Annotated in this window: 19 protein-coding genes; 9 read left to right on the forward strand and 10 right to left on the reverse strand. The window is 62.8% G+C overall.

Going from position 1 to position 17182, the window contains the following annotated elements; translation table 11 throughout:
- Positions 1-38 precede the first annotated feature (38 nt).
- From pyrH to N7568_RS17145, 4 genes are all read left to right on the forward strand, one after another.
- Positions 39-776, forward strand: coding sequence for a UMP kinase (gene pyrH / locus N7568_RS17130; protein WP_261610986.1), 738 nt, complete (start codon positions 39-41; stop codon positions 774-776).
- A gap of 101 nt (positions 777-877) precedes the next feature.
- Entirely contained in the window at positions 878-1435 is a 558-nt protein-coding gene (frr, locus tag N7568_RS17135) for a ribosome recycling factor (protein WP_026541491.1), read from the forward strand.
- Positions 1435-2370, forward strand: a complete 936-nt coding sequence (locus N7568_RS17140; protein WP_261610987.1) for a phosphatidate cytidylyltransferase — start codon at positions 1435-1437, stop codon at positions 2368-2370. Before frr ends, N7568_RS17140 begins: the two co-directional genes overlap by 1 nt.
- Positions 2371-2392: 22 nt before the next feature.
- Entirely contained in the window at positions 2393-2977 is a 585-nt protein-coding gene (locus N7568_RS17145) for a DivIVA domain-containing protein (protein ID WP_261610988.1), read from the forward strand.
- A 16-nt stretch (positions 2978-2993) separates the two neighbouring features.
- Here N7568_RS17145 and N7568_RS17150 read toward each other — a convergent pair whose 3' ends face one another.
- The 5 genes from N7568_RS17150 to N7568_RS17170 are packed head-to-tail and all read right to left on the reverse strand — an operon-like array spanning position 2994 to position 7509.
- A complete protein-coding gene (locus tag N7568_RS17150; protein ID WP_261610989.1) occupies positions 2994-3683 on the reverse strand; it encodes a hypothetical protein in 690 nt (229 codons plus the stop codon).
- A gap of 60 nt (positions 3684-3743) precedes the next feature.
- Positions 3744-5210, reverse strand: coding sequence for a sodium/solute symporter (locus tag N7568_RS17155; RefSeq protein WP_261610990.1), 1467 nt, complete (start codon positions 5208-5210; stop codon positions 3744-3746).
- Complete coding sequence (locus N7568_RS17160) at positions 5207-5569, reverse strand: hypothetical protein (protein ID WP_261610991.1); 363 nt, start codon at positions 5567-5569, stop codon at positions 5207-5209. Before N7568_RS17160 ends, N7568_RS17155 begins: the two co-directional genes overlap by 4 nt.
- Positions 5566-6285, reverse strand: a complete 720-nt coding sequence (locus N7568_RS17165) for a LytR/AlgR family response regulator transcription factor (protein WP_261610992.1) — start codon at positions 6283-6285, stop codon at positions 5566-5568. Before N7568_RS17165 ends, N7568_RS17160 begins: the two co-directional genes overlap by 4 nt.
- 21 nt (positions 6286-6306) lie before the next feature.
- Entirely contained in the window at positions 6307-7509 is a 1203-nt protein-coding gene (locus N7568_RS17170; protein WP_261610993.1) for a sensor histidine kinase, read from the reverse strand.
- A 179-nt stretch (positions 7510-7688) separates the two neighbouring features.
- On the opposite strand from N7568_RS17170, the gene N7568_RS17175 reads away from it, so the two are divergent.
- Positions 7689-8069: a DUF485 domain-containing protein gene (locus N7568_RS17175; RefSeq protein ID WP_261610994.1), complete on the forward strand. Its 381-nt coding sequence runs from the start codon at positions 7689-7691 to the stop codon at positions 8067-8069.
- The gene (locus tag N7568_RS17180; protein WP_261610995.1) at positions 8066-9685 is read left to right on the forward strand and encodes a solute symporter family protein; all 1620 of its coding nucleotides are present in this window, start codon (positions 8066-8068) and stop codon (positions 9683-9685) included. The genes N7568_RS17175 and N7568_RS17180 overlap by 4 nt, the downstream gene beginning before the upstream one ends.
- A gap of 82 nt (positions 9686-9767) precedes the next feature.
- Here N7568_RS17180 and N7568_RS17185 read toward each other — a convergent pair whose 3' ends face one another.
- The 5 genes from N7568_RS17185 to N7568_RS17205 all read right to left on the reverse strand — a co-directional run bounded on the left by N7568_RS17185 (position 9768) and on the right by N7568_RS17205 (position 13389).
- Positions 9768-10787 carry a PHP domain-containing protein gene (locus N7568_RS17185; protein ID WP_261610996.1) on the reverse strand — a complete coding sequence of 340 codons (1020 nt, stop codon included), beginning with the start codon at positions 10785-10787 and terminating at the stop codon, positions 9768-9770.
- 76 nt (positions 10788-10863) lie between these two features.
- A complete protein-coding gene (locus N7568_RS17190) occupies positions 10864-11469 on the reverse strand; it encodes a hypothetical protein (RefSeq protein WP_261610997.1) in 606 nt (201 codons plus the stop codon).
- Positions 11470-11513: 44 nt separating this feature from the next.
- On the reverse strand, positions 11514-11921 hold the full coding sequence (locus N7568_RS17195; RefSeq protein ID WP_261610998.1) for a DUF4383 domain-containing protein: 408 nt from the start codon (positions 11919-11921) through the stop codon (positions 11514-11516).
- Positions 11922-12049: 128 nt separating this feature from the next.
- A complete protein-coding gene (locus tag N7568_RS17200; RefSeq protein WP_261610999.1) occupies positions 12050-12772 on the reverse strand; it encodes a hypothetical protein in 723 nt (240 codons plus the stop codon).
- A 146-nt stretch (positions 12773-12918) separates the two neighbouring features.
- A complete protein-coding gene (locus N7568_RS17205) occupies positions 12919-13389 on the reverse strand; it encodes an Lrp/AsnC family transcriptional regulator (RefSeq protein ID WP_261611000.1) in 471 nt (156 codons plus the stop codon).
- A gap of 195 nt (positions 13390-13584) precedes the next feature.
- On the opposite strand from N7568_RS17205, the gene pdhA reads away from it, so the two are divergent.
- Genes pdhA through N7568_RS17220 form a run of 3 tightly spaced genes read left to right on the forward strand, consistent with a single transcriptional unit; the run spans position 13585 to position 17161 of the window.
- Positions 13585-14754: a pyruvate dehydrogenase (acetyl-transferring) E1 component subunit alpha gene (pdhA, locus tag N7568_RS17210; RefSeq protein WP_261611001.1), complete on the forward strand. Its 1170-nt coding sequence runs from the start codon at positions 13585-13587 to the stop codon at positions 14752-14754.
- Entirely contained in the window at positions 14754-15764 is a 1011-nt protein-coding gene (locus N7568_RS17215) for an alpha-ketoacid dehydrogenase subunit beta (protein WP_261611002.1), read from the forward strand. Before pdhA ends, N7568_RS17215 begins: the two co-directional genes overlap by 1 nt.
- Positions 15761-17161 (forward strand): dihydrolipoamide acetyltransferase family protein, encoded by a 1401-nt coding sequence (locus tag N7568_RS17220; RefSeq protein WP_261611003.1) that lies wholly within the window; start codon positions 15761-15763, stop codon positions 17159-17161. Before N7568_RS17215 ends, N7568_RS17220 begins: the two co-directional genes overlap by 4 nt.
- Positions 17162-17182: the final 21 nt, after the last annotated feature.

A 17182-nucleotide genomic window follows, 5' to 3' on the forward strand; every position in this document is an offset into this window, starting at 1 on the left:
CACGATAATCTAGCCAGAGTCCACCAACGGGAGGCACCATGGAAACCGTCAACACTGCAATCCAGCCCGAGAAGACCCGCCGACGTGTACTTCTGAAACTTTCCGGTGAGGTCATCGGCGGAGGCAAGCTCGGCGTCGATCCTGAAACCGTCCGGGCCATTGCCAAGCAGATCGCGGCGGCAGTCTCCGACGTCGAGGTAGCCATCGTTGTCGGTGGCGGTAACTTCTTCCGCGGCGCCGAGTTGTCCCAGAGCGGCATGGACCGCTCCCGCGCTGACTACATGGGCATGCTGGGGACAGTGATGAACTGCCTCGCCCTGCAGGACTTCCTGGAGCAGGCCGGTGTTGAAACCCGCGTCCAGAGCGCCATCACCATGGGCCAGGTTGCCGAGGCCTACATTCCCCGCCGCGCCATCCGCCATATGGAAAAGGGGCGCGTGGTCATCTTCGGTGCAGGCGCAGGCCTGCCGTACTTCTCCACAGATACCGTTGCCGCGCAGCGTGCCCTCGAAGTGCACGCGGACGTGGTCCTCATGGCCAAGAGTGGGGTGGACGGCGTCTACACCGCCGACCCCAAGAAGGATCCGGCCGCCGAGAAGCTCGATGTCCTCAGCTACGACGACGCCCTGCGCCGTGACATCAGGGTCATGGACCAGACTGCTATGACCATGTGCAAGGACAACAACCTTTCCATGGTGGTCTTCGGCATGGAAGGCGAGGGCAACGTTACCCGCGCCATCCTCGGCGAAACGCTGGGAACCCTGGTTACTCCCTAGCAAGGGCTAGGATATTTCTAGGACCGTCCGCCCTTGTGGCGGATCTTTACTGTGCATTGCCGCCTGTAGTTAGGCAGCAACTATTTTCTGAGGAGAAACCCGTGATCGAAGAGACCTTACTCGAAGCCGGCGAGAAGATGGACAAGGCGGTTGAGGTAGCCAAGGACGATTTCGCCACGATCCGTACGGGCCGGGCAAACCCCGGTCTCTACAACAAGGTGATCGTCGAGTACTACGGCACCCCCACACCCCTCCAGCAGCTGGCCTCCTTTGGTGTTCCTGATGCCCGCACTATCCTCATCACGCCGTACGACAAGACCGCACTGCGTGACATCGAGAAGGCCCTGAGTGACTCGGAAGTCGGCGCCAACCCCTCCAACGACGGCAACGTCATCCGCGTGACCATCCCGGAGCTCACCAAAGAGCGTCGCAAGGAATACGTGAAGATCGTCAAGGGCAAAGGTGAAGACGCCAAGGTCTCCATCCGCAGCATCCGCCGCAAGGCCAAGGACACGCTGGACAAGCTCGTCAAGGACGGCGAAGCCGGCGAGGACGAAGGCGCACGCGCTGAGAAGGAACTTGACGCCCTCACCAAGCAGCATGTCGACAGCATCGACGAACTGCTCAAGCGCAAGGAAGCCGAGCTGCTCGAGGTCTGATGAACCAGGCTGAGCCGGCACCCGCTGAGCGGGTCCCGACACGCGACACCCCCAAACGCGCCAGGCGTGTTCGGGAGAACCCCACACCCAAGGCCGGCCGTAATCTTCCTGCTGCCATCGGCGTCGGGCTTTCCATGCTTTTGGCCGTTCTGGGTGGATTGCTTTTCCTCCCGTTGGGATTCGTCCTGCTCACCACCGCCTTCGCGGTGCTGGGTGTCTGGGAAGTCTTCCGGGCACTTGAAGCCCAGGGCACCAGGATGCCGATCGTTCCTGTGATGATTGGCAGCCTGGTGATGCCGGTTTCTGCCTACTTTGGCGGACTCGAAGGTTTGTTGTTCACGATGACGGCCAGCTCCGTGGCTGTTCTTCTGTGGCGCTCCATCGAGAGTGCTGCAGGCGCGCCGCGCAGCGTGTTTGCCGGTGTTTTCACCCTGGCCTGGATTCCGTTCCTCATCAGTTTCGCGGCCCTGCCGCTCCACGCCACGGGTGGTGCCACCCCCGTCGGCTTCTGGCCGGACGGGATTCCTGACGGCGCATGGCAGATCGCTTCGATGTTGCTGTTGGTTGTCTCGAATGACACGTTCGGCTACATCGTTGGGGCTTCCTTCGGGAAGCACCCCATGGCCCCCAAGATCAGTCCCAAGAAGTCCTGGGAGGGCTTCGCGGGATCCGTCGGTGGGGCCATGGTAATTGGTGTCCTCGCCTGTATCTTCCTGCTGGACAAACCGTGGTGGGTGGGGCTGGTGCTGGCCGTTGGCATGGTGGCGGCATCAACAGCCGGGGACCTCGCCGAGTCCATGGTCAAACGCGAACTTGGCGTCAAGGACATGAGCAGCATCCTGCCCGGTCATGGCGGCGTGATGGATCGATTGGACTCCATCGTGTTCGCGGCCCCTGTAGCCTATGTTTTGTTCGCGCTGCTAAGCGGCGTCTGACAAACCCAATGAAGGAAAATTAGTGTCAGTGGATATTCGACGCCAGATTCCCGCAACGTTCGACCGCGTGGAGCGTAGCAAATACGGCTACAACGCCAAGCAAGTGGACGAGTTCCTCCAGCGCGCCAGGACATCGTTTGAAAACCCGGTCGGCACGGCCGACCAGGTGGCCAGCGTTGACGTCCGGGACGTGGCCTTTGACCCCGTCAAGGGCGGCTATGACGCCCACAGCGTTGACGCCGCCCTGGACCGGCTGGAGGATGCCTTTGCCCGCCGTGAGCGGGACGACCTCATCAGCCAGCAGGGTGAAGAAGCCTGGTTGCGCCAGATCGGCAAGCTCTCCGGCATCCTGCGTGGACGGCTTCACCGCCCAGACGGGGAACGGTTCCGTCGTCCGTCCAGGAAGAGGGCACGCAGCTACAACATCCAGGACGTTGACGCCCTGTGTGCTGAGCTGGTCGGGTACCTTGAACACGATCAGGTCCTCAGCGTGGACACCGTTCGCCGCGCTGTTTTCCGTGCAGCAAAGGGCGACGAAGGTTACGAAGAAGCTCAGGTGGATGCGTTCCTCGCGCGAGTCGTAGAGCTTATGGCGGCCATCGACTAGTTCCGTCCAACGCTCGTCAGGCGCTGGGGGAGATGGCCGTGTTGTTCCTCCACACGTCCAAGTAGCGTCGGTGACCGCGCGCCAGCGAGGTACCGAAGAACGCCAAGGCGGCCAGAACCGCCACAGGAACTGCTGCCACTGTGGGAAGCCCGGCTGCCAGCATTGCTGACCCCAGCAGCAAGGCGATCAGGGCTGCGTTAACGAACCCCATGAAGACCATGCTGCTGCCTGCCACCTGGCTGAAGTCTTTCCGCCCGCCAAGGAAGTAGTACGTCCGCTTGGCACCTTCCTCATCGTCGTGAAAGCCGGCCATGAGGTACGGCCTGATGCCGGGGTCCAGGTCTAGGTAGGCCGCACGCAGGCGGTTCATGGCAAGGACGTACATCAGGTCTTCCATGCCCACGCTCATGACGCGGACATGGGTGAGCAGGCCAACCACCAGATCGATACTCAGGACAGTCAGGGCGAAGGCCCTGAACGCATCCGAAAACTGGGTGGCGTTACCCACCAGCGCCACGCTCAGCAGGCTGGCCGACGTGAACGTCAGGAACATGCTGATGCGGGTGAGGACTTCGCCTTGTGTGGTGCTGCGCGAGGCGAGCAGGCTCCAGTGTTCTGTGGCCAACAATTGCGCTCGGACGCTTGGCGATAACTCCTGCGTGCTTACCGGCGGTTCTGGTCCGGCGGCACCCGGTTCCTCGGACATGGCGTCATTGTCCACCCTCGCTGTTGTGCGGACAACAGGGTGTGGGTGCCTTTGCGGCTGTTACCGTTCGGTCGCCACGGGCCGCTCCGGTACGTGCAGGCGGGACATCACGCGGTTCACGGAAGCCGGCACGCGGTTCTTGGTCAACACCGAGACCACCACTGTCACGGCGAACGCTGCCGGTACGCTCCACGCAGCGGGCTGCGCAAGCCACGCGGGTGCGTTGCCCGTCCCCATGAGGGTGCCCGCCACCATGGCGCCACCGCACAGCAGCGCACCGGTCAGCATGCCGGCAATCGCCCCGGCATCGGTCAAACCACGCCACCAAATGCCCAAGAGCAGTACCGGGCAGATGGTGGACGCCGTGAAGGCGAAAACCAGTCCAACACTTCCGGCCAGGGCCAAGGTGTCGGTCATGAAGGCAAAACCCAAAGGTACGACGGCGGCAATCACCGCTGCGAGGCGGAAGCCCCTGACGCTTCCGCCGAAGAGGTCCTGGCTGATGACGCCGGACAGCGAAACCACCAGGCCGGACGTGGTGGACAGGAACGCGGCGAAGGCCCCGGCAACCACCAAGGCAGACAACAGATCACCGGCCGTGCCGCCCACGAGCTTGCCCGGCAGCAAAAGCACCAGGGCATCGGCTTGGCCGGACTGGGCCAGCTCCGGCGCGAACATCCTGCCCAAAGCGCCGGAGATGGTGGGGAACAGGTAGAAGACCGAGAGCAGCCCCAGCACAATCAACGTGGTCCGGCGCGCGGATTGCCCGTCCGGGTTGGTGTAGAACCTCACCAGCACATGCGGGAGGCCCAAGGTTCCGAACAGCAAAGCCACCAACAGGGATATGTGGTTATAGGCCCCCGCGGAAGCCTGGCCCGTGGGGTTGATGGGCAGAGGCGCGGACGGTTCCACACCGTTGCCGGCCAGCACCATGGCAACGAAGACCACAGGCACTGCCAAGGCGGTCAGTTTCAGCCAGTACTGGAACGCCTGGACAAAGGTTATTGAACGCATGCCACCTGCCACTACCGTGAGGCACACAACCACCACCACCGCCGTCGAACCTACCCACGACGGCAGGCCTGTGGTGATCCGGATGGTGAGGGCGGCCCCATGGAGTTGCGGCACGATGTACAACCAGCCCACGGCAACCACAACCAGGCTTGTCACCCGGCGGACCAGTTTGGAATCCAACCGGGCTTCGGTGAAATCGGGGATGGTGTAGGCGCCTGAGCGCCGGAGGGGAGCAGCCACGAAGAGCAGGAGCATCAGGTAGCCGGCCGTGTAGCCCACGGGGAACCACAGCGCATCCGTTCCTGATAGGAGAATCAGGCCGGCAACTCCCAGGAAGCTGGCGGCGGACAAGTACTCGCCACCGATCGCCGAGGCGTTCCACCACGGCGGAACCGTGCGCGAGGCTACGTAGAAGTCGCCCGTTGTCCGGGAGATGCGCAGACCGTAGAAGCCTATGACCGCCGTCGCGAGGGTGACGGCAAGAAACGCGAACAGGCCGACGGCAGGGTTCACTTGTCCTCCACAAGGTCCCGGTATCGGGCCTCATTGCGGGCGGCCGCGCGGTTGTAGAGCCAGGCGCTCAAGCCAATCACTGGGTAAATGCCGACGCCCAGCACCAGCCAGTCAAGCGGAATGCCCAGGATCCGGGTCTCGGCCACGCCTGGCCCATACACAAGGAACAGCGCGAACACAGCGAGAATGACCAGGAATCCGCAGGCCACCACCAGTGCCAGGCGCAACTGTGAGCGGATCAGGGAACGGATGAAGATCTTGCCGGCATCGGAGTCCTCGGCCGCCTCGCGGGGGTACGGCAACTGTCCCGGAGCCGCCGTGGCCGACTGGCGGGGAGCCGTGACACGGACGCGCGTCATCCCTGTGGCCGGATACGCGTGGACTGCAGCTTGTCCCGGACGGAGGGCAAGTGTCGTCGGCTGATCGGCAGTTCAGCGCCTGCCACAGCCACGCTCGGGCCCGTTGCTGTCAGCTTCAGGTGCTGCACATGCTTCAGTGCGATCAAATACGAGCGGTGGATCCGGATAAACCCCGCGTCAGCCCATTTCTGTTCAAGATCACTCAGCGGAACCCGGATGAGGAAGCTGGCCTCGGACGTGTGCAGCCTGGCGTAATCGCCTTGGGCCTGCACATAGGTGACATCGTCACGGCGGATCATGCGGGTGGTGCTGCCGAGGTCCACTGTGATCATTTCAGGGGCGGGCGTGCCTTCCTTGATCAGATCGCTGATCCGGTCCACCGAACGGGATAGCCGTTCCGCGCGCAGCGGCTTCAGCAAGTAATCGATGGCGGCGAGGTCGAAGGCTTCCAATGCGCAGTCTTCATCAGCGGTGACGAACACGACGGCGGGTGGGTTGCTGCTGCGGGATATCGCCCGCGCGATGTCCAGGCCGGACAGAGCCGGCATATGGATGTCGAGGAAGACGGCGTCGACCGACTCTGTTTCCAAGGTCCGCAGCGCCTCGGCGCCCGACGACGCCCGGTGGATGGCGCCAATCCGCTCATCCCGGCCCAGCAGGAAGGCCAGCTCTTCCACGGCGGGTAGTTCGTCATCAGCGACGAGCACGTTGATCATGATTAAAGACTAACCGGCACATCATGCGTCGTGGTCGGGCTGCGATTTGGGCACCCGCATGGTGATCAGGGTTCCTTCCCCGGGAGCCGTGTCGATGACGAGACCGTGTTCGTCCCCGTAGACCTGACGCAAACGGGCGTCAACATTGCGCAGCCCCACATGGATGCCGTCCGTATGCCCGGCGAGCACTGACCGCAGGTGCTCGGGATCCATGCCCACGCCGTCGTCCTCGATGGTAACTTCAGCGAACGCTCCGGAATCGTTGGCGCAGATGGTGATGTGTCCCGGGCCTTCCTTGGCTTCCAAACCGTGCCGGACCGCGTTCTCCACCAGCGGTTGAAGGCTGAGGAACGGAATAACCGTGCTCAAGACCTCGGGCGCGATCCTAAGGCTTACCTGGACGCGCTCGCCAAAGCGTGCCCGTTCCAGCAAGAGGTAGCGGTCGATGCATCGCAGTTCCTCGGCGACTGTGGTGAAGTCTCCATGCCGCCGGAACGAGTATCTGGTGAAGTCGGCGAACTCCACCACCAACTCCCGCGCCCGTGCCGGGTCCGTGTTGATGAAAGACGCGATCGCATTCAGCGAGTTGTAGATGAAGTGCGGGCTGATCTGTGCGCGCAAAGCCCTGACTTCCGCTTCCATCAGCAGGGTGCGGGAAGCTTCGAGTTCGGTCAGTTCCAGTTGGGCAGCAATCCAGTCAGCAACCTCGCTGGTGGCTCGCACCAATCCCGCCCCCGCCGCTGGGGCAAGGGCGGCAACTGAGCCCACTACTTTGGAGCCTGCCCGGATCGGAGCTATGACGGCGCTGAAATCGTGGCTCCCGTGCTCGGCTTTCGCGGCCGGCGAATGTCCGGCGTGAGGCACGACGGCTGTTCGACCGGTGGCAAGGACCTCGGCAGCGAGGCGCATAAGTAATGGCCGGAGTTCCTCGGCTGCACCATCCCATGCGAGCACCGAATGGGTGTCCGTGATGGCCAGGGCATCGCAGCCCAGCAGCACCCGCAGCTGCTTGCTGGCCTTGGCTGCGCCGGCAGGTTGGAGCCCGCCACGGAGGTGCTGACCGGCCCGGGAGGCCGCGTGCAGCGTGTTGTAAGTGGCGCGCTCGGCATCCGTGCCCAGGTCCCGGAAAGAGCGCATCACCCTCAGGCCAACACCCACCACGACGGCGACAGCCAGCACGATCACGGCGATCGCGGCAACGGTGAGGAGCGGAGAGTCGGGCATAAGGCCAGCGTAGCCAATTTGCCGGCGCTGTCCTTGCCGTTTGGCGCAGGGTCGCAACCGTTGAGCGACGGCACCAGCGGATTCTCTGGAACCGACCCCCGACGGCGTTCGATAGTGATTGCAGTCACATGGGCAATGCGTGCGGAGCCGATGTGGACACATCACAATCAGGAGGAACCATGGGTAATGAGGCCCAAAACCAGGACGCAACAGCGTCCGTGGACTTCCGGGAAGTCCAACAAACGGAACGGTTCAAGACACTGCGGAAGCGGCACCGCAGCTTTGTCTTCCCGATGGCAGTCGTATTCCTGCTTTGGTATTTCGCGTACGTTCTTTTGGCTGACTATGCGGTTGGCTTCATGTCCATCAAGGTTTGGGGCAACATCAACGTCGGCCTGATTCTCGGCCTGCTCCAGTTCGTCACTACCTTCGGCATCACGGCTTGGTACGTGAGCTACTCCAACAGGAAACTGGACCCCATCGCGGCGGAGATCCGCAACGAGATCGAGGGCCACGAATTTGATAAGGACGGCAATGTGATCAGCGGGGGAGTCAAATGAACACCATGGTCCCGGCAGCAGTCAACGTCGCAGCGCTGAAAGACACCACCCTGCTCAACATGGGCATTTTCGCCCTCTTCGTGGCGGTCACCATGGTGATCGTCTTCCGGGCCAGCCGGAACAACAAGACCGCAGCAGATTACTACGCAGCTGGCCGGTCGTTTACTGGTTCGCAGAACGGCACGGCCATCGCCGGAGACTACCTGTCGGCAGCATCCTTCCTCGGCATTACCGGCGCCATCGCCATCAACGGCTACGACGGCTTCCTGTACTCCATCGGCTTCCTCGTCGCCTGGCTCGTCGCTTTGCTCCTGGTGGCTGAATTGCTCCGCAATACGGGCAAGTTCACCATGGCTGACGTCCTGTCCTTCCGCTTGCGTCAGCGCCCTGTCCGCATTGCGGCCGCCCTCTCCACCTTGGCCGTCTGCTTCTTCTACCTCCTCGCCCAGATGGCAGGAGCAGGCAGCCTGATTTCGCTCCTGCTGGGCATCAGCGACTGGGGCGGTCAGGCCTTGGTGATCATCGTCGTCGGGGCCTTGATGATCATGTACGTACTGATCGGCGGCATGAAGGGCACCACCTGGGTACAGATCATCAAAGCCATCCTGCTCATTGCCGGTGCAGGTGTAATGACAGCAATGGTGCTTGCGATCTACGGTTTCAACCTGTCCAGCCTGCTGGGCTCTGCAGCTGAAGCCGCCAACAACCCGGCCATCCTGAACCCCGGGCTCCAATATGGAAAGACCGAAACGTCCAAGCTCGACTTCATGTCCCTCGGCCTTGCCCTGGTCCTCGGTACAGCAGCACTGCCCCACGTGCTGATGCGCTTCTACACTGTCCCTACGGCCAAGGAAGCACGCAAGTCCGTCGTATGGGCCATCTGGCTGATCGGCCTGTTCTACCTCTTCACCCTGGTGCTGGGGTATGGCGCAGCGGCCCTGGTGGGCGCTGAAACCATCAAGTCCGCCCCCGGTGGGGTCAATTCCGCGGCCCCGCTGCTCGCGTTCCACCTGGGTGGCCCGCTGCTCCTGGGCTTCATTTCGGCCGTCGCGTTCGCAACCATCCTGGCTGTGGTGGCCGGCCTGACCATCACCGCAGCCGCTTCCTTCGCCCACGACATTTACGCCAACGTCATTTCCAAGGGCAAGGCCGACGCAACCACCGAGGTGAAGGTCGCCCGACGCACGGTCGTGGTGATCGGTGTCCTGGCTATTCTGGGCGGAATTTTCGCCAACGGGCAGAACGTTGCCTTCCTGGTGGCACTGGCCTTCGCAGTTGCAGCATCGGCGAACCTGCCCACCATTGTCTACTCCCTGTTCTGGAAGAAGTTCACCACCCAGGGCGCGGTCTGGAGCATGTACGGCGGCCTCGCTGCGGCCATCTTGCTGATCACCTTCTCGCCCGTGGTCTCCGGCGCCAAGACGTCCATGATCCCCGGGGCAAACTTTGCCCTCTTCCCGCTGAGCAACCCCGGCATCGTGTCCATTCCGTTGGCCTTCTTCCTGGGCTGGCTCGGAACGGTGCTGGACAAGCGGCGCGAGGATCCGGCCAAGCAGGCGGAGATGGAGGTGCGCTCGCTGACCGGTGTCGGTGCCGAGAAGGCGGTCGATCACTAGAGTCCGCAGCGCCTGCCGAGCAGCACATGCCAAGGGCGGCTCCTCCTGCGAACCGCAGGAGGAGCCGCTCTGTGTGTCTGCATTACTTCTTCAGGCTCAGCCATTCCTGCAGCTGTTCCAGCGGCCACGTGGTGACGATCCGTTCCTTCGGCACTCCGAGGGCTTCGGCCCTCTCTGCGCCGTACTGCAGGAAGTCGAGCTGGCCCGGAGCATGGGCGTCGCTGTCGATGCTGAAGAGGCAGCCGGCGTCCAGGGCCAGCGTGATGAGGTTGTCCGGTGGGTCCTGCCGTTCGGGCCGGGAGTTGATTTCGACGGCGACTCCCCACTCCGCACACTCCTTGAAGACCCTCGCGGCATCGAACTCGGACTCGGGCCGGGTACCCCGTGATCCTTGGACGAGCCGACCGGTGCAATGCCCCAGGACGTTGGTGTGGGGATCGCTGATCCCGCCGAGCATTCGCTTGGTCATGGTCTTTGCGTCTGACCGGAGCTTCGAGTGGACGCTGGCCACCACTACATCCAGCCTGTCCAGCATGGTGGGAGTCTGGTCCAGGGTTCCGTCCTCAAGAATGTCCACCTCTATGCCCTTGAGCAACCGGAAGCCGTCACGGGCCGCGTTGATCCCGTCCACTACGTCGAGTTGTTTCTCGAGGCGTTCCACGCTGAGGCCATTGGCGATAGTGAGATTGGGGGAGTGGTCTGTGAGGGCCAGGTATTCGCGGCCGAGTGTGCGTGCGGCGGCCACCATGGATTCGATGGGGGAGCCGCCGTCGGACCAGTTGCTGTGGCTGTGAAGGTCTCCGCGCAGTGCGGCCCTCAGGGTGTCACCGCCGGAGGCCAAAGATTCTGTGCCCCGCTCCCGGAGATCGGCCAGATAGTCCGGGACTTTCTCTTCCAGGGCCTGGGTAACGACTTCAGCGCTTCGGTTGCCTACGCCTTTGATGCTGGTCAGCCGTCCGGCCCGGATCAGTTTCGGCAGCTCTTCGGGCGAAAGCTGCCGAACGGCGTCGGCAGCTTTCCGGAAAGCCTGGACCTTGAAGGTGGGGGCCTGGCTGCGTTCCAACCAGAAGGAGATTTCGTCGAGCGCCTCTACGGGATCCATGGCTCCATGATCCACGAACCAGGCGCACCATCAACAGTGGGCAGTGTCAATGGTGCGCCGGTTCGGTCGCCGTCAGCTAGTGGTGGCGACCCGGGTCCAGGGCGGGATTGGAGCCCTGGCCGTCTTCTCCGCTGGGTGCCTGGCCGTGCTCTCCGTGCGGGACTGCATGCTGTCCGGCCATCGATGCGGCCAGTCCGGGTGTAGCAATTGTTGCAACAACGACGGCGGCTCCGAACGCGGCTGCCAGAAGCCGCCCGGTCCTTGGCTGGCCGTGGGTGCCGCCGTCGTTGGTCTTGTGCTGCCGCCTCAGCCAGCCAGCTCCGGCAAGTGCCATGAGCGTCAGGCCGAGAGCGGCGAAGTGGCTCACGTCCAGTGAGCGCAGGGAGCTGATCCCGGTGACTGTGACTGCGAGGTGCGCAGCAGCAGCAACGGCGAGGACAGGAAGCGCGAATCGTGCGACGACCAGGGCGTTGCGGTGCAACCCCCGCAGGGACCAGGCCAAAAAGGCCAAGCCCGCCGCGAGGGTTGCGACGCCGGCGACCACCATTCCGGGTGTCGCTGACGCCGTTCCGGTGAGATATCCGGCGGCAAGGGAAAGCTCAACCATCCCAGCGGCCATTGCTGCGAAGTACACGAACAGGAGGGTCGCTGCGTTCAGTGTGGGGTGGTGTTTGCTTTCCATGGTCCTTGCCGTCCTCTCGCTGCTTTACTCGGTGATCAGGCGGATCAGGCGCGGGCGGAAGCTACGGCTGCCTTGTCCTGGGACAGTGCTACGCCCAGCAGGACGACGGCGCTGGCAAGGTGCAGCACGTTGTCCGCGCCGTTGAGGGCGATGATGTTCAGCGAGGAGCCAACCAGGAAAAGCCCCAGAATGCCGACCAGCAGGTAGACGCCTCCGACAGCCGTGTTGACGGACTTGGAGAGCGTGACACCGTTCATGCCGGCGTAAAGAAGTGCGGCGCCAATGGCCAAGTGGATGATGTTGTGAAGAGGGTTCACCGCGAAGATGATCAAGTTGGCACCCTCGGTGGCGAAGAAGCCGATTCCCGAGGTGACGAAGAATCCGAGCACGCCTACCAAGAGGTAGACGGCTCCGAAAATGGTGGCGATCAAGCGATTGGGCGAAGTACGCATTGGTCCGAACCTTCCGGTGATGGCCGGGTGTCCCGGCCGTCCTGCTGAGCCCCGGGTGGGGCTCTCAAGCAGTGATTCGGACCATGCGCGGGTGTGGATGGGTGTGAGCCTGGAATTTCTTTTGGTGGCTATGGGCGGAGGCGGATGCTGCTCATTTTGAGGTCGTTGGTTCCCTCGAAGACGTACTGAAGGTCGATGGTCTTGCCGTCGCATTGCAACGTGCCCGCGAGGTCGGCTTTGTTGTTGCCGTTGTTGGAGTTCACGTTCACGGAGTTATAGTTCGGCTTGCATGAGCTGTCCAGCTGCAGGCTGGCAATGCCATCCACGAAGGATTGTTTGTCCAGCTCGTCCTTCAATGGCTGGCTCAGGTAATTGTCGTATGCCTGTTCTGTTTGCCCGGACACCACCAGATTGGTGAATTCGTCCGCCAGCGACCTGGCCTTGGACGTCGCGTTGCCCACGAGGTTGACCAGCAAAAGGACACCCACCACCGCCAAGACGATCACTCCCGCAACGATGCTCAGGACGATCCACAGGACTTTTCGGCTCTTCCTGGGTGCCTGTTGGCCATACTGACCTGGCGGGTATTGGCTGGGTTGGTGCTGACCCTGTGGATAGGGGTTCTGCCCTTGCGGGTACGGGTTCTGGACGTACGGTTCCTGGCCCGGTGCGGCGTACTGCGGGCCGCCCGTCTGGGGGGAAGCGGACGACGGCGGCTGCTGCCACTGCGGTGAGGCACCAGGCTGCGGCGGGTAGCCTGGCCCGGGCGGAACCGGTGGCGGGTTCTGGCCAGGCGGGTTCTGGTTGGGTTGGTTCTGGTTGGGCTGGTGCGGTTCTTGCGGGTTGCTCACAGTTGTGCCCCTCTCGGTAGCCTTCGCAGCGCCACCACATGGCCGGGGACCTCTGGCCGGCCCCTGATTCGTCCACTTGCATCAAATCGCATGCAGGTTCCACGGGCAAGTGCCGCGCCGGGAATAGCCGCAGGTGAAAAGGGAATTCAGGCCTCGGAGCGGCGTCCCAGCAGGGGTTGGACGCGGTAGGGGATCATCTCCCGCATCGCCAGCGCAGTATCGGTCCGTTCCACTCCGTCGCAGCCCAGGATCTTTCCGTTGATGCGGTAGAGGTCCTCCGCATCCAGGGCAACGACGCGCAACAGCAAGTCCGCTGAACCTGTCAGGCCAAATCCTTCCAGGATTTCGGGAATGTCGGCCAGGTCCTGGGCAAGCGAGGCAAGTTTTTGCTGCTGTACGTGGACAGTGATGAATGCAGTCAACGGATAGCCGAGGGCCGCGGGGTTGATCCTCCGCTCGAAGGAGAGGAAGGCGTGTTTCTTCTCGAGTTGGGCCATCCGCGCCTGGACAGTGTTTCGGGACAACCCCAGCTTTTGGGCGAGTGCCACCACAGTCCCGCGGGGGTCCTTCGCCATGGCGGAAAGGAGCCTGGTGTCAGTGCCATCCAAGGGTTGCATAATGCGCAAGATTAGCACGGCCCACACCAAGGAAACAGGGCAGAATGCTCAACTTCTGCGGGGGTAGTTGTACCCGATGCCTGTTGTGAGTAGGGTCACAATTAACTCCGGCGAAGGTGCCGGAGGGCCGGTCTGCGGCAGGATCACAAGTCCCGCCAGCGCCGACGAAAACGAGCCGGAAGGTTGCGATCACCTGTGTTGACGGATCAGGCGGGCAAAGGAGTGCACCATGACACTCCGGGCCCAGGACATAGTGCACAAAATTCCCTGAGGACTGGCGGCAATCTGCTCCAGCTGGTATCGCCGGAAGGCGAGCGCATCAGCCATCCCGAATTCGACGTCTGGGTTAAAGACATCGGCGACGAGCAATTGTGCTCCCTGTATGAGGACATGACGGTTATCCGTCGCATTGATGCCGAGGCAACGGCGCTCCAGCGCCAGGGGGAACTGGCATTGTGGCCGCCGCTCCTGGGGCAGGAAGCGGCCCAGATTGGCTCGAGCCGCTCGCTGCGGGACGATGACTTTGTGTTCCCCAGCTACCGGGAAAGCGGCGTGGCATACGTCCGGGGAGCCCACCTCTCCGAGATTGCCAGGGTGTGGCGTGGAAACGCCTCCTACGGGTGGGATCCCCTGCGCATCAACTTGGCAACGCCCCAGATCATCATTGGTTCCCAGAGCCTGCACGCCACCGGTTACGCCATGGGTGTCCAGTTGGATGGTGCCAACACCGCGGTCCTTGCGTACTTTGGAGATGGCGCCACGAGTGAAGGCGACGTGAACGAGGCCATGGTGTTCGCCGCGAGTTACCAGGCTCCCGTGGTGTTCTTCTGCCAGAACAACCATTGGGCAATTTCCGAGCCCGTCCGCATACAGTCGCATGTCCAGTTGGCCGACAGGCCTACCGGGTTCGGAATCCCCAGCATGCGGGTGGACGGCAACGACGTCCTGGCTGTCATGGCGGCAACGCGTGTAGCGCTGGACCGGGCACGCAAGGGTGGGGGACCTACCTTCATCGAGGCGGTCACTTACCGCATGGGCCCACACACCACGGCAGATGACCCCACCCGCTACCGTGATCCCATCGAGTTGGAAGATTGGGCCGCCAAGGATCCCATCCTCAGGCTCCGCAAGCTCCTGGAGGCAAAGGGCCTGCTGACCGAGGACGTGGAAGGGCGCGTCAAGGCCAAAGCCGACGCCGTGGCGGCGGAACTCCGGGCCAGTTGCATCGACATGCCGGATCCCCAGCCACTGGACGTCTTCAACCACGTCTACAGCACGCCCAACTCCTGGATTGAACGCCAGAAGGATCACTATTCCCGCTACCTGAACAATTTCAACCAGCCCGTCGAGGAAGGTGCTCTCTGATGTCCAAGCTTACTTTTGCCCGGGCCATCAACGCCGGACTCCGGAAGTCGCTCGAAAACGATCCCAAGGTGGTCCTCATGGGCGAGGACATTGGTTCGCTCGGTGGCGTCTTCCGCGTTACGGACGGTCTGCAGAAAGATTTTGGGAAACACCGGGTGATCGATTCTCCGCTGGCTGAATCCGGAATTATCGGCACCGCCGTTGGGTTGGCCTATCGCGGCTACCGTCCGGTGTGCGAGATCCAATTCGACGGCTTTATCTACCCTGCGTTCGACCAGATCGTCAGCCAAGTGGCCAAAATGCATTACCGCACCCAGGGACGCGTCAAGATGCCCATCACCATCCGGGTTCCCTTCGGCGGCGGCATCGGATCGCCGGAACACCACTCCGAATCACCGGAGGCGTACTTCACGCACACCTCCGGTCTCCGTGTCGTGGCGGTGTCGAACCCGCAAGACGCCTACACGATGATCCAGCAGGCCATTGCCTCCGATGATCCCGTGCTCTACTTCGAGCCCAAGCGCCGCTATCACGACAAGGGCGACGTGGACGAGACCATCGATTTGTCCGCTGCCCTTCCCTTGGACAAAGCCGCCGTGGTGAACTCCGGCTCGGATGTCACCCTGGTTGCGTACGGTCCCCTGGTAAAAACCGCGAAGGATGCTGCCATGGCCGCGGCCGACGAAGGCATTTCAGTGGAGGTTATCGACCTCCGTTCCCTGGCCCCCGTGGACTATCCCGTCGTGGAAGCCTCGGTCCGCAAGACCGGCCGGCTGGTCATCACCCACGAGGCCGGCCAATCCGGTGGCCTCGGCGCTGAAATTGCCGCCAGCATCACCGAACGCTGCTTCCACTACTTGGAGTCCGCTCCCGTCCGCATTACCGGCTTCGATGTTCCGTACCCTTACTCGAAGCTCGAAATGCACCACTTGCCGGATCTGGACAGGATTCTCGACGGCGTCGACCGCGCCTTGGGCCGCCCCAACTCGCTGAGTGGACTGGAAGGATGACCGCCACCATGATCAAGGAATTCAGGTTGCCGGACCTTGGCGAAGGCCTGACCGAATCGGAGATCCTGAGCTGGAAAGTGGCGGTGGGGGACACCGTCACGCTCAACCAGGTCATCGCCGAGGTGGAAACAGCCAAAGCCGTCGTCGAGTTGCCGTCGCCGTTCGCCGGGACGGTGGCAGCCCTTCACGAACAGCCAGGAACCGTGGTTGAGGTTGGTAAGCCGATCGTTTCGTTCGAAGTGGACGACGCCGGATCAACCAACGGAGGCAGCGCCCCTTCCACTGGTGACGGGTCCGCCGTCGAGACTTCTGCGAAAAGCGCGCCTGCCGCCGGCGGGGTTGAAGCGGTGGGGGCGCCTGCAAAACGTGAGCCGAACCTGGTGGGGTATGGCGCCGTCGTCGAACATACCGGCCGTCCCACCCGGCGCGCCCGCGGCCAGGTTCAGGAACTTGGGTCCGCAACGGTGGCCCCGGAGACTTCGGTGATTCCTGAGTCGGCAGCGGTTGCCACGCCTGAGGCTGACGTCGCAGAGCGACCCCGCTCTACGCCACCTGTCCGCAAGCTGGCCCGAGACCTGGGGGTGGACCTTCAGTCGGTTCCCGGGACCGGGCCTGGGGGACTCATTACCCGGGAAGATGTCCAGAACTTCTCCGGCGCACCGAAACCGGCCATCGAGGCTCCAGCGACGCAGGGCGGGCGTGAAACGCGCACACCCATCAAGGGTGTTCGGAAATTCACGGCCGCGGCCATGGTGCAGAGTGCCTTCACGGCGCCGCATGTGACGGAGTTCCTCACGGTGGACGTCACAGCGACCATGGACTTGCTGGCCAGGCTAAAAGGCAACAAGTCGTTCGAAGGCTACAAGCTGACTCCGCTGACCATCGCGGCCAAAGCTGTCCTGGTAGCGCTGCGGAACCATCCCACATTGAACTCACGGTGGGACGAAGCCAACCAGGAGATTGTTCAGTTCAATTACGTGAACCTGGGCATCGCCGCAGCAACGCCACGTGGCCTGACCGTTCCAAACATTAAGGACGCGGACCGTTTGTCGCTGCGGGAGCTCTCCACGGCGCTGACTGATCTGACTGATACCGCACGTGCAGGCAAGACGTCGCCGTCGGAGTTGTCGGGCGGCACTGTTTCCATCACGAACATCGGTGTTTTCGGTATCGACGCCGGGACGCCCATCCTCAATCCGGGCGAGGCCGCCATTGTGGCCCTCGGCGCCGTGCGGAAGGCACCGTGGGTGGTCAATGATGAGCTGGCGGTACGGCAGGTCATGTCTCTCAGCTTGTCCTTTGACCACCGCCTGGTGGATGGCGAACAGGGCTCGCGGTTCCTTGCGGATCTGGGCGCCATCTTGTCCGACCCCGCCATGGTCATGACCATGATCTGACGCGTCCCAAGCTGCGCCGGC

The organism is Paenarthrobacter aurescens (genome assembly GCF_025421775.1).
GTDB classification, from domain to species: domain Bacteria; phylum Actinomycetota; class Actinomycetes; order Actinomycetales; family Micrococcaceae; genus Arthrobacter; species Arthrobacter aurescens_B.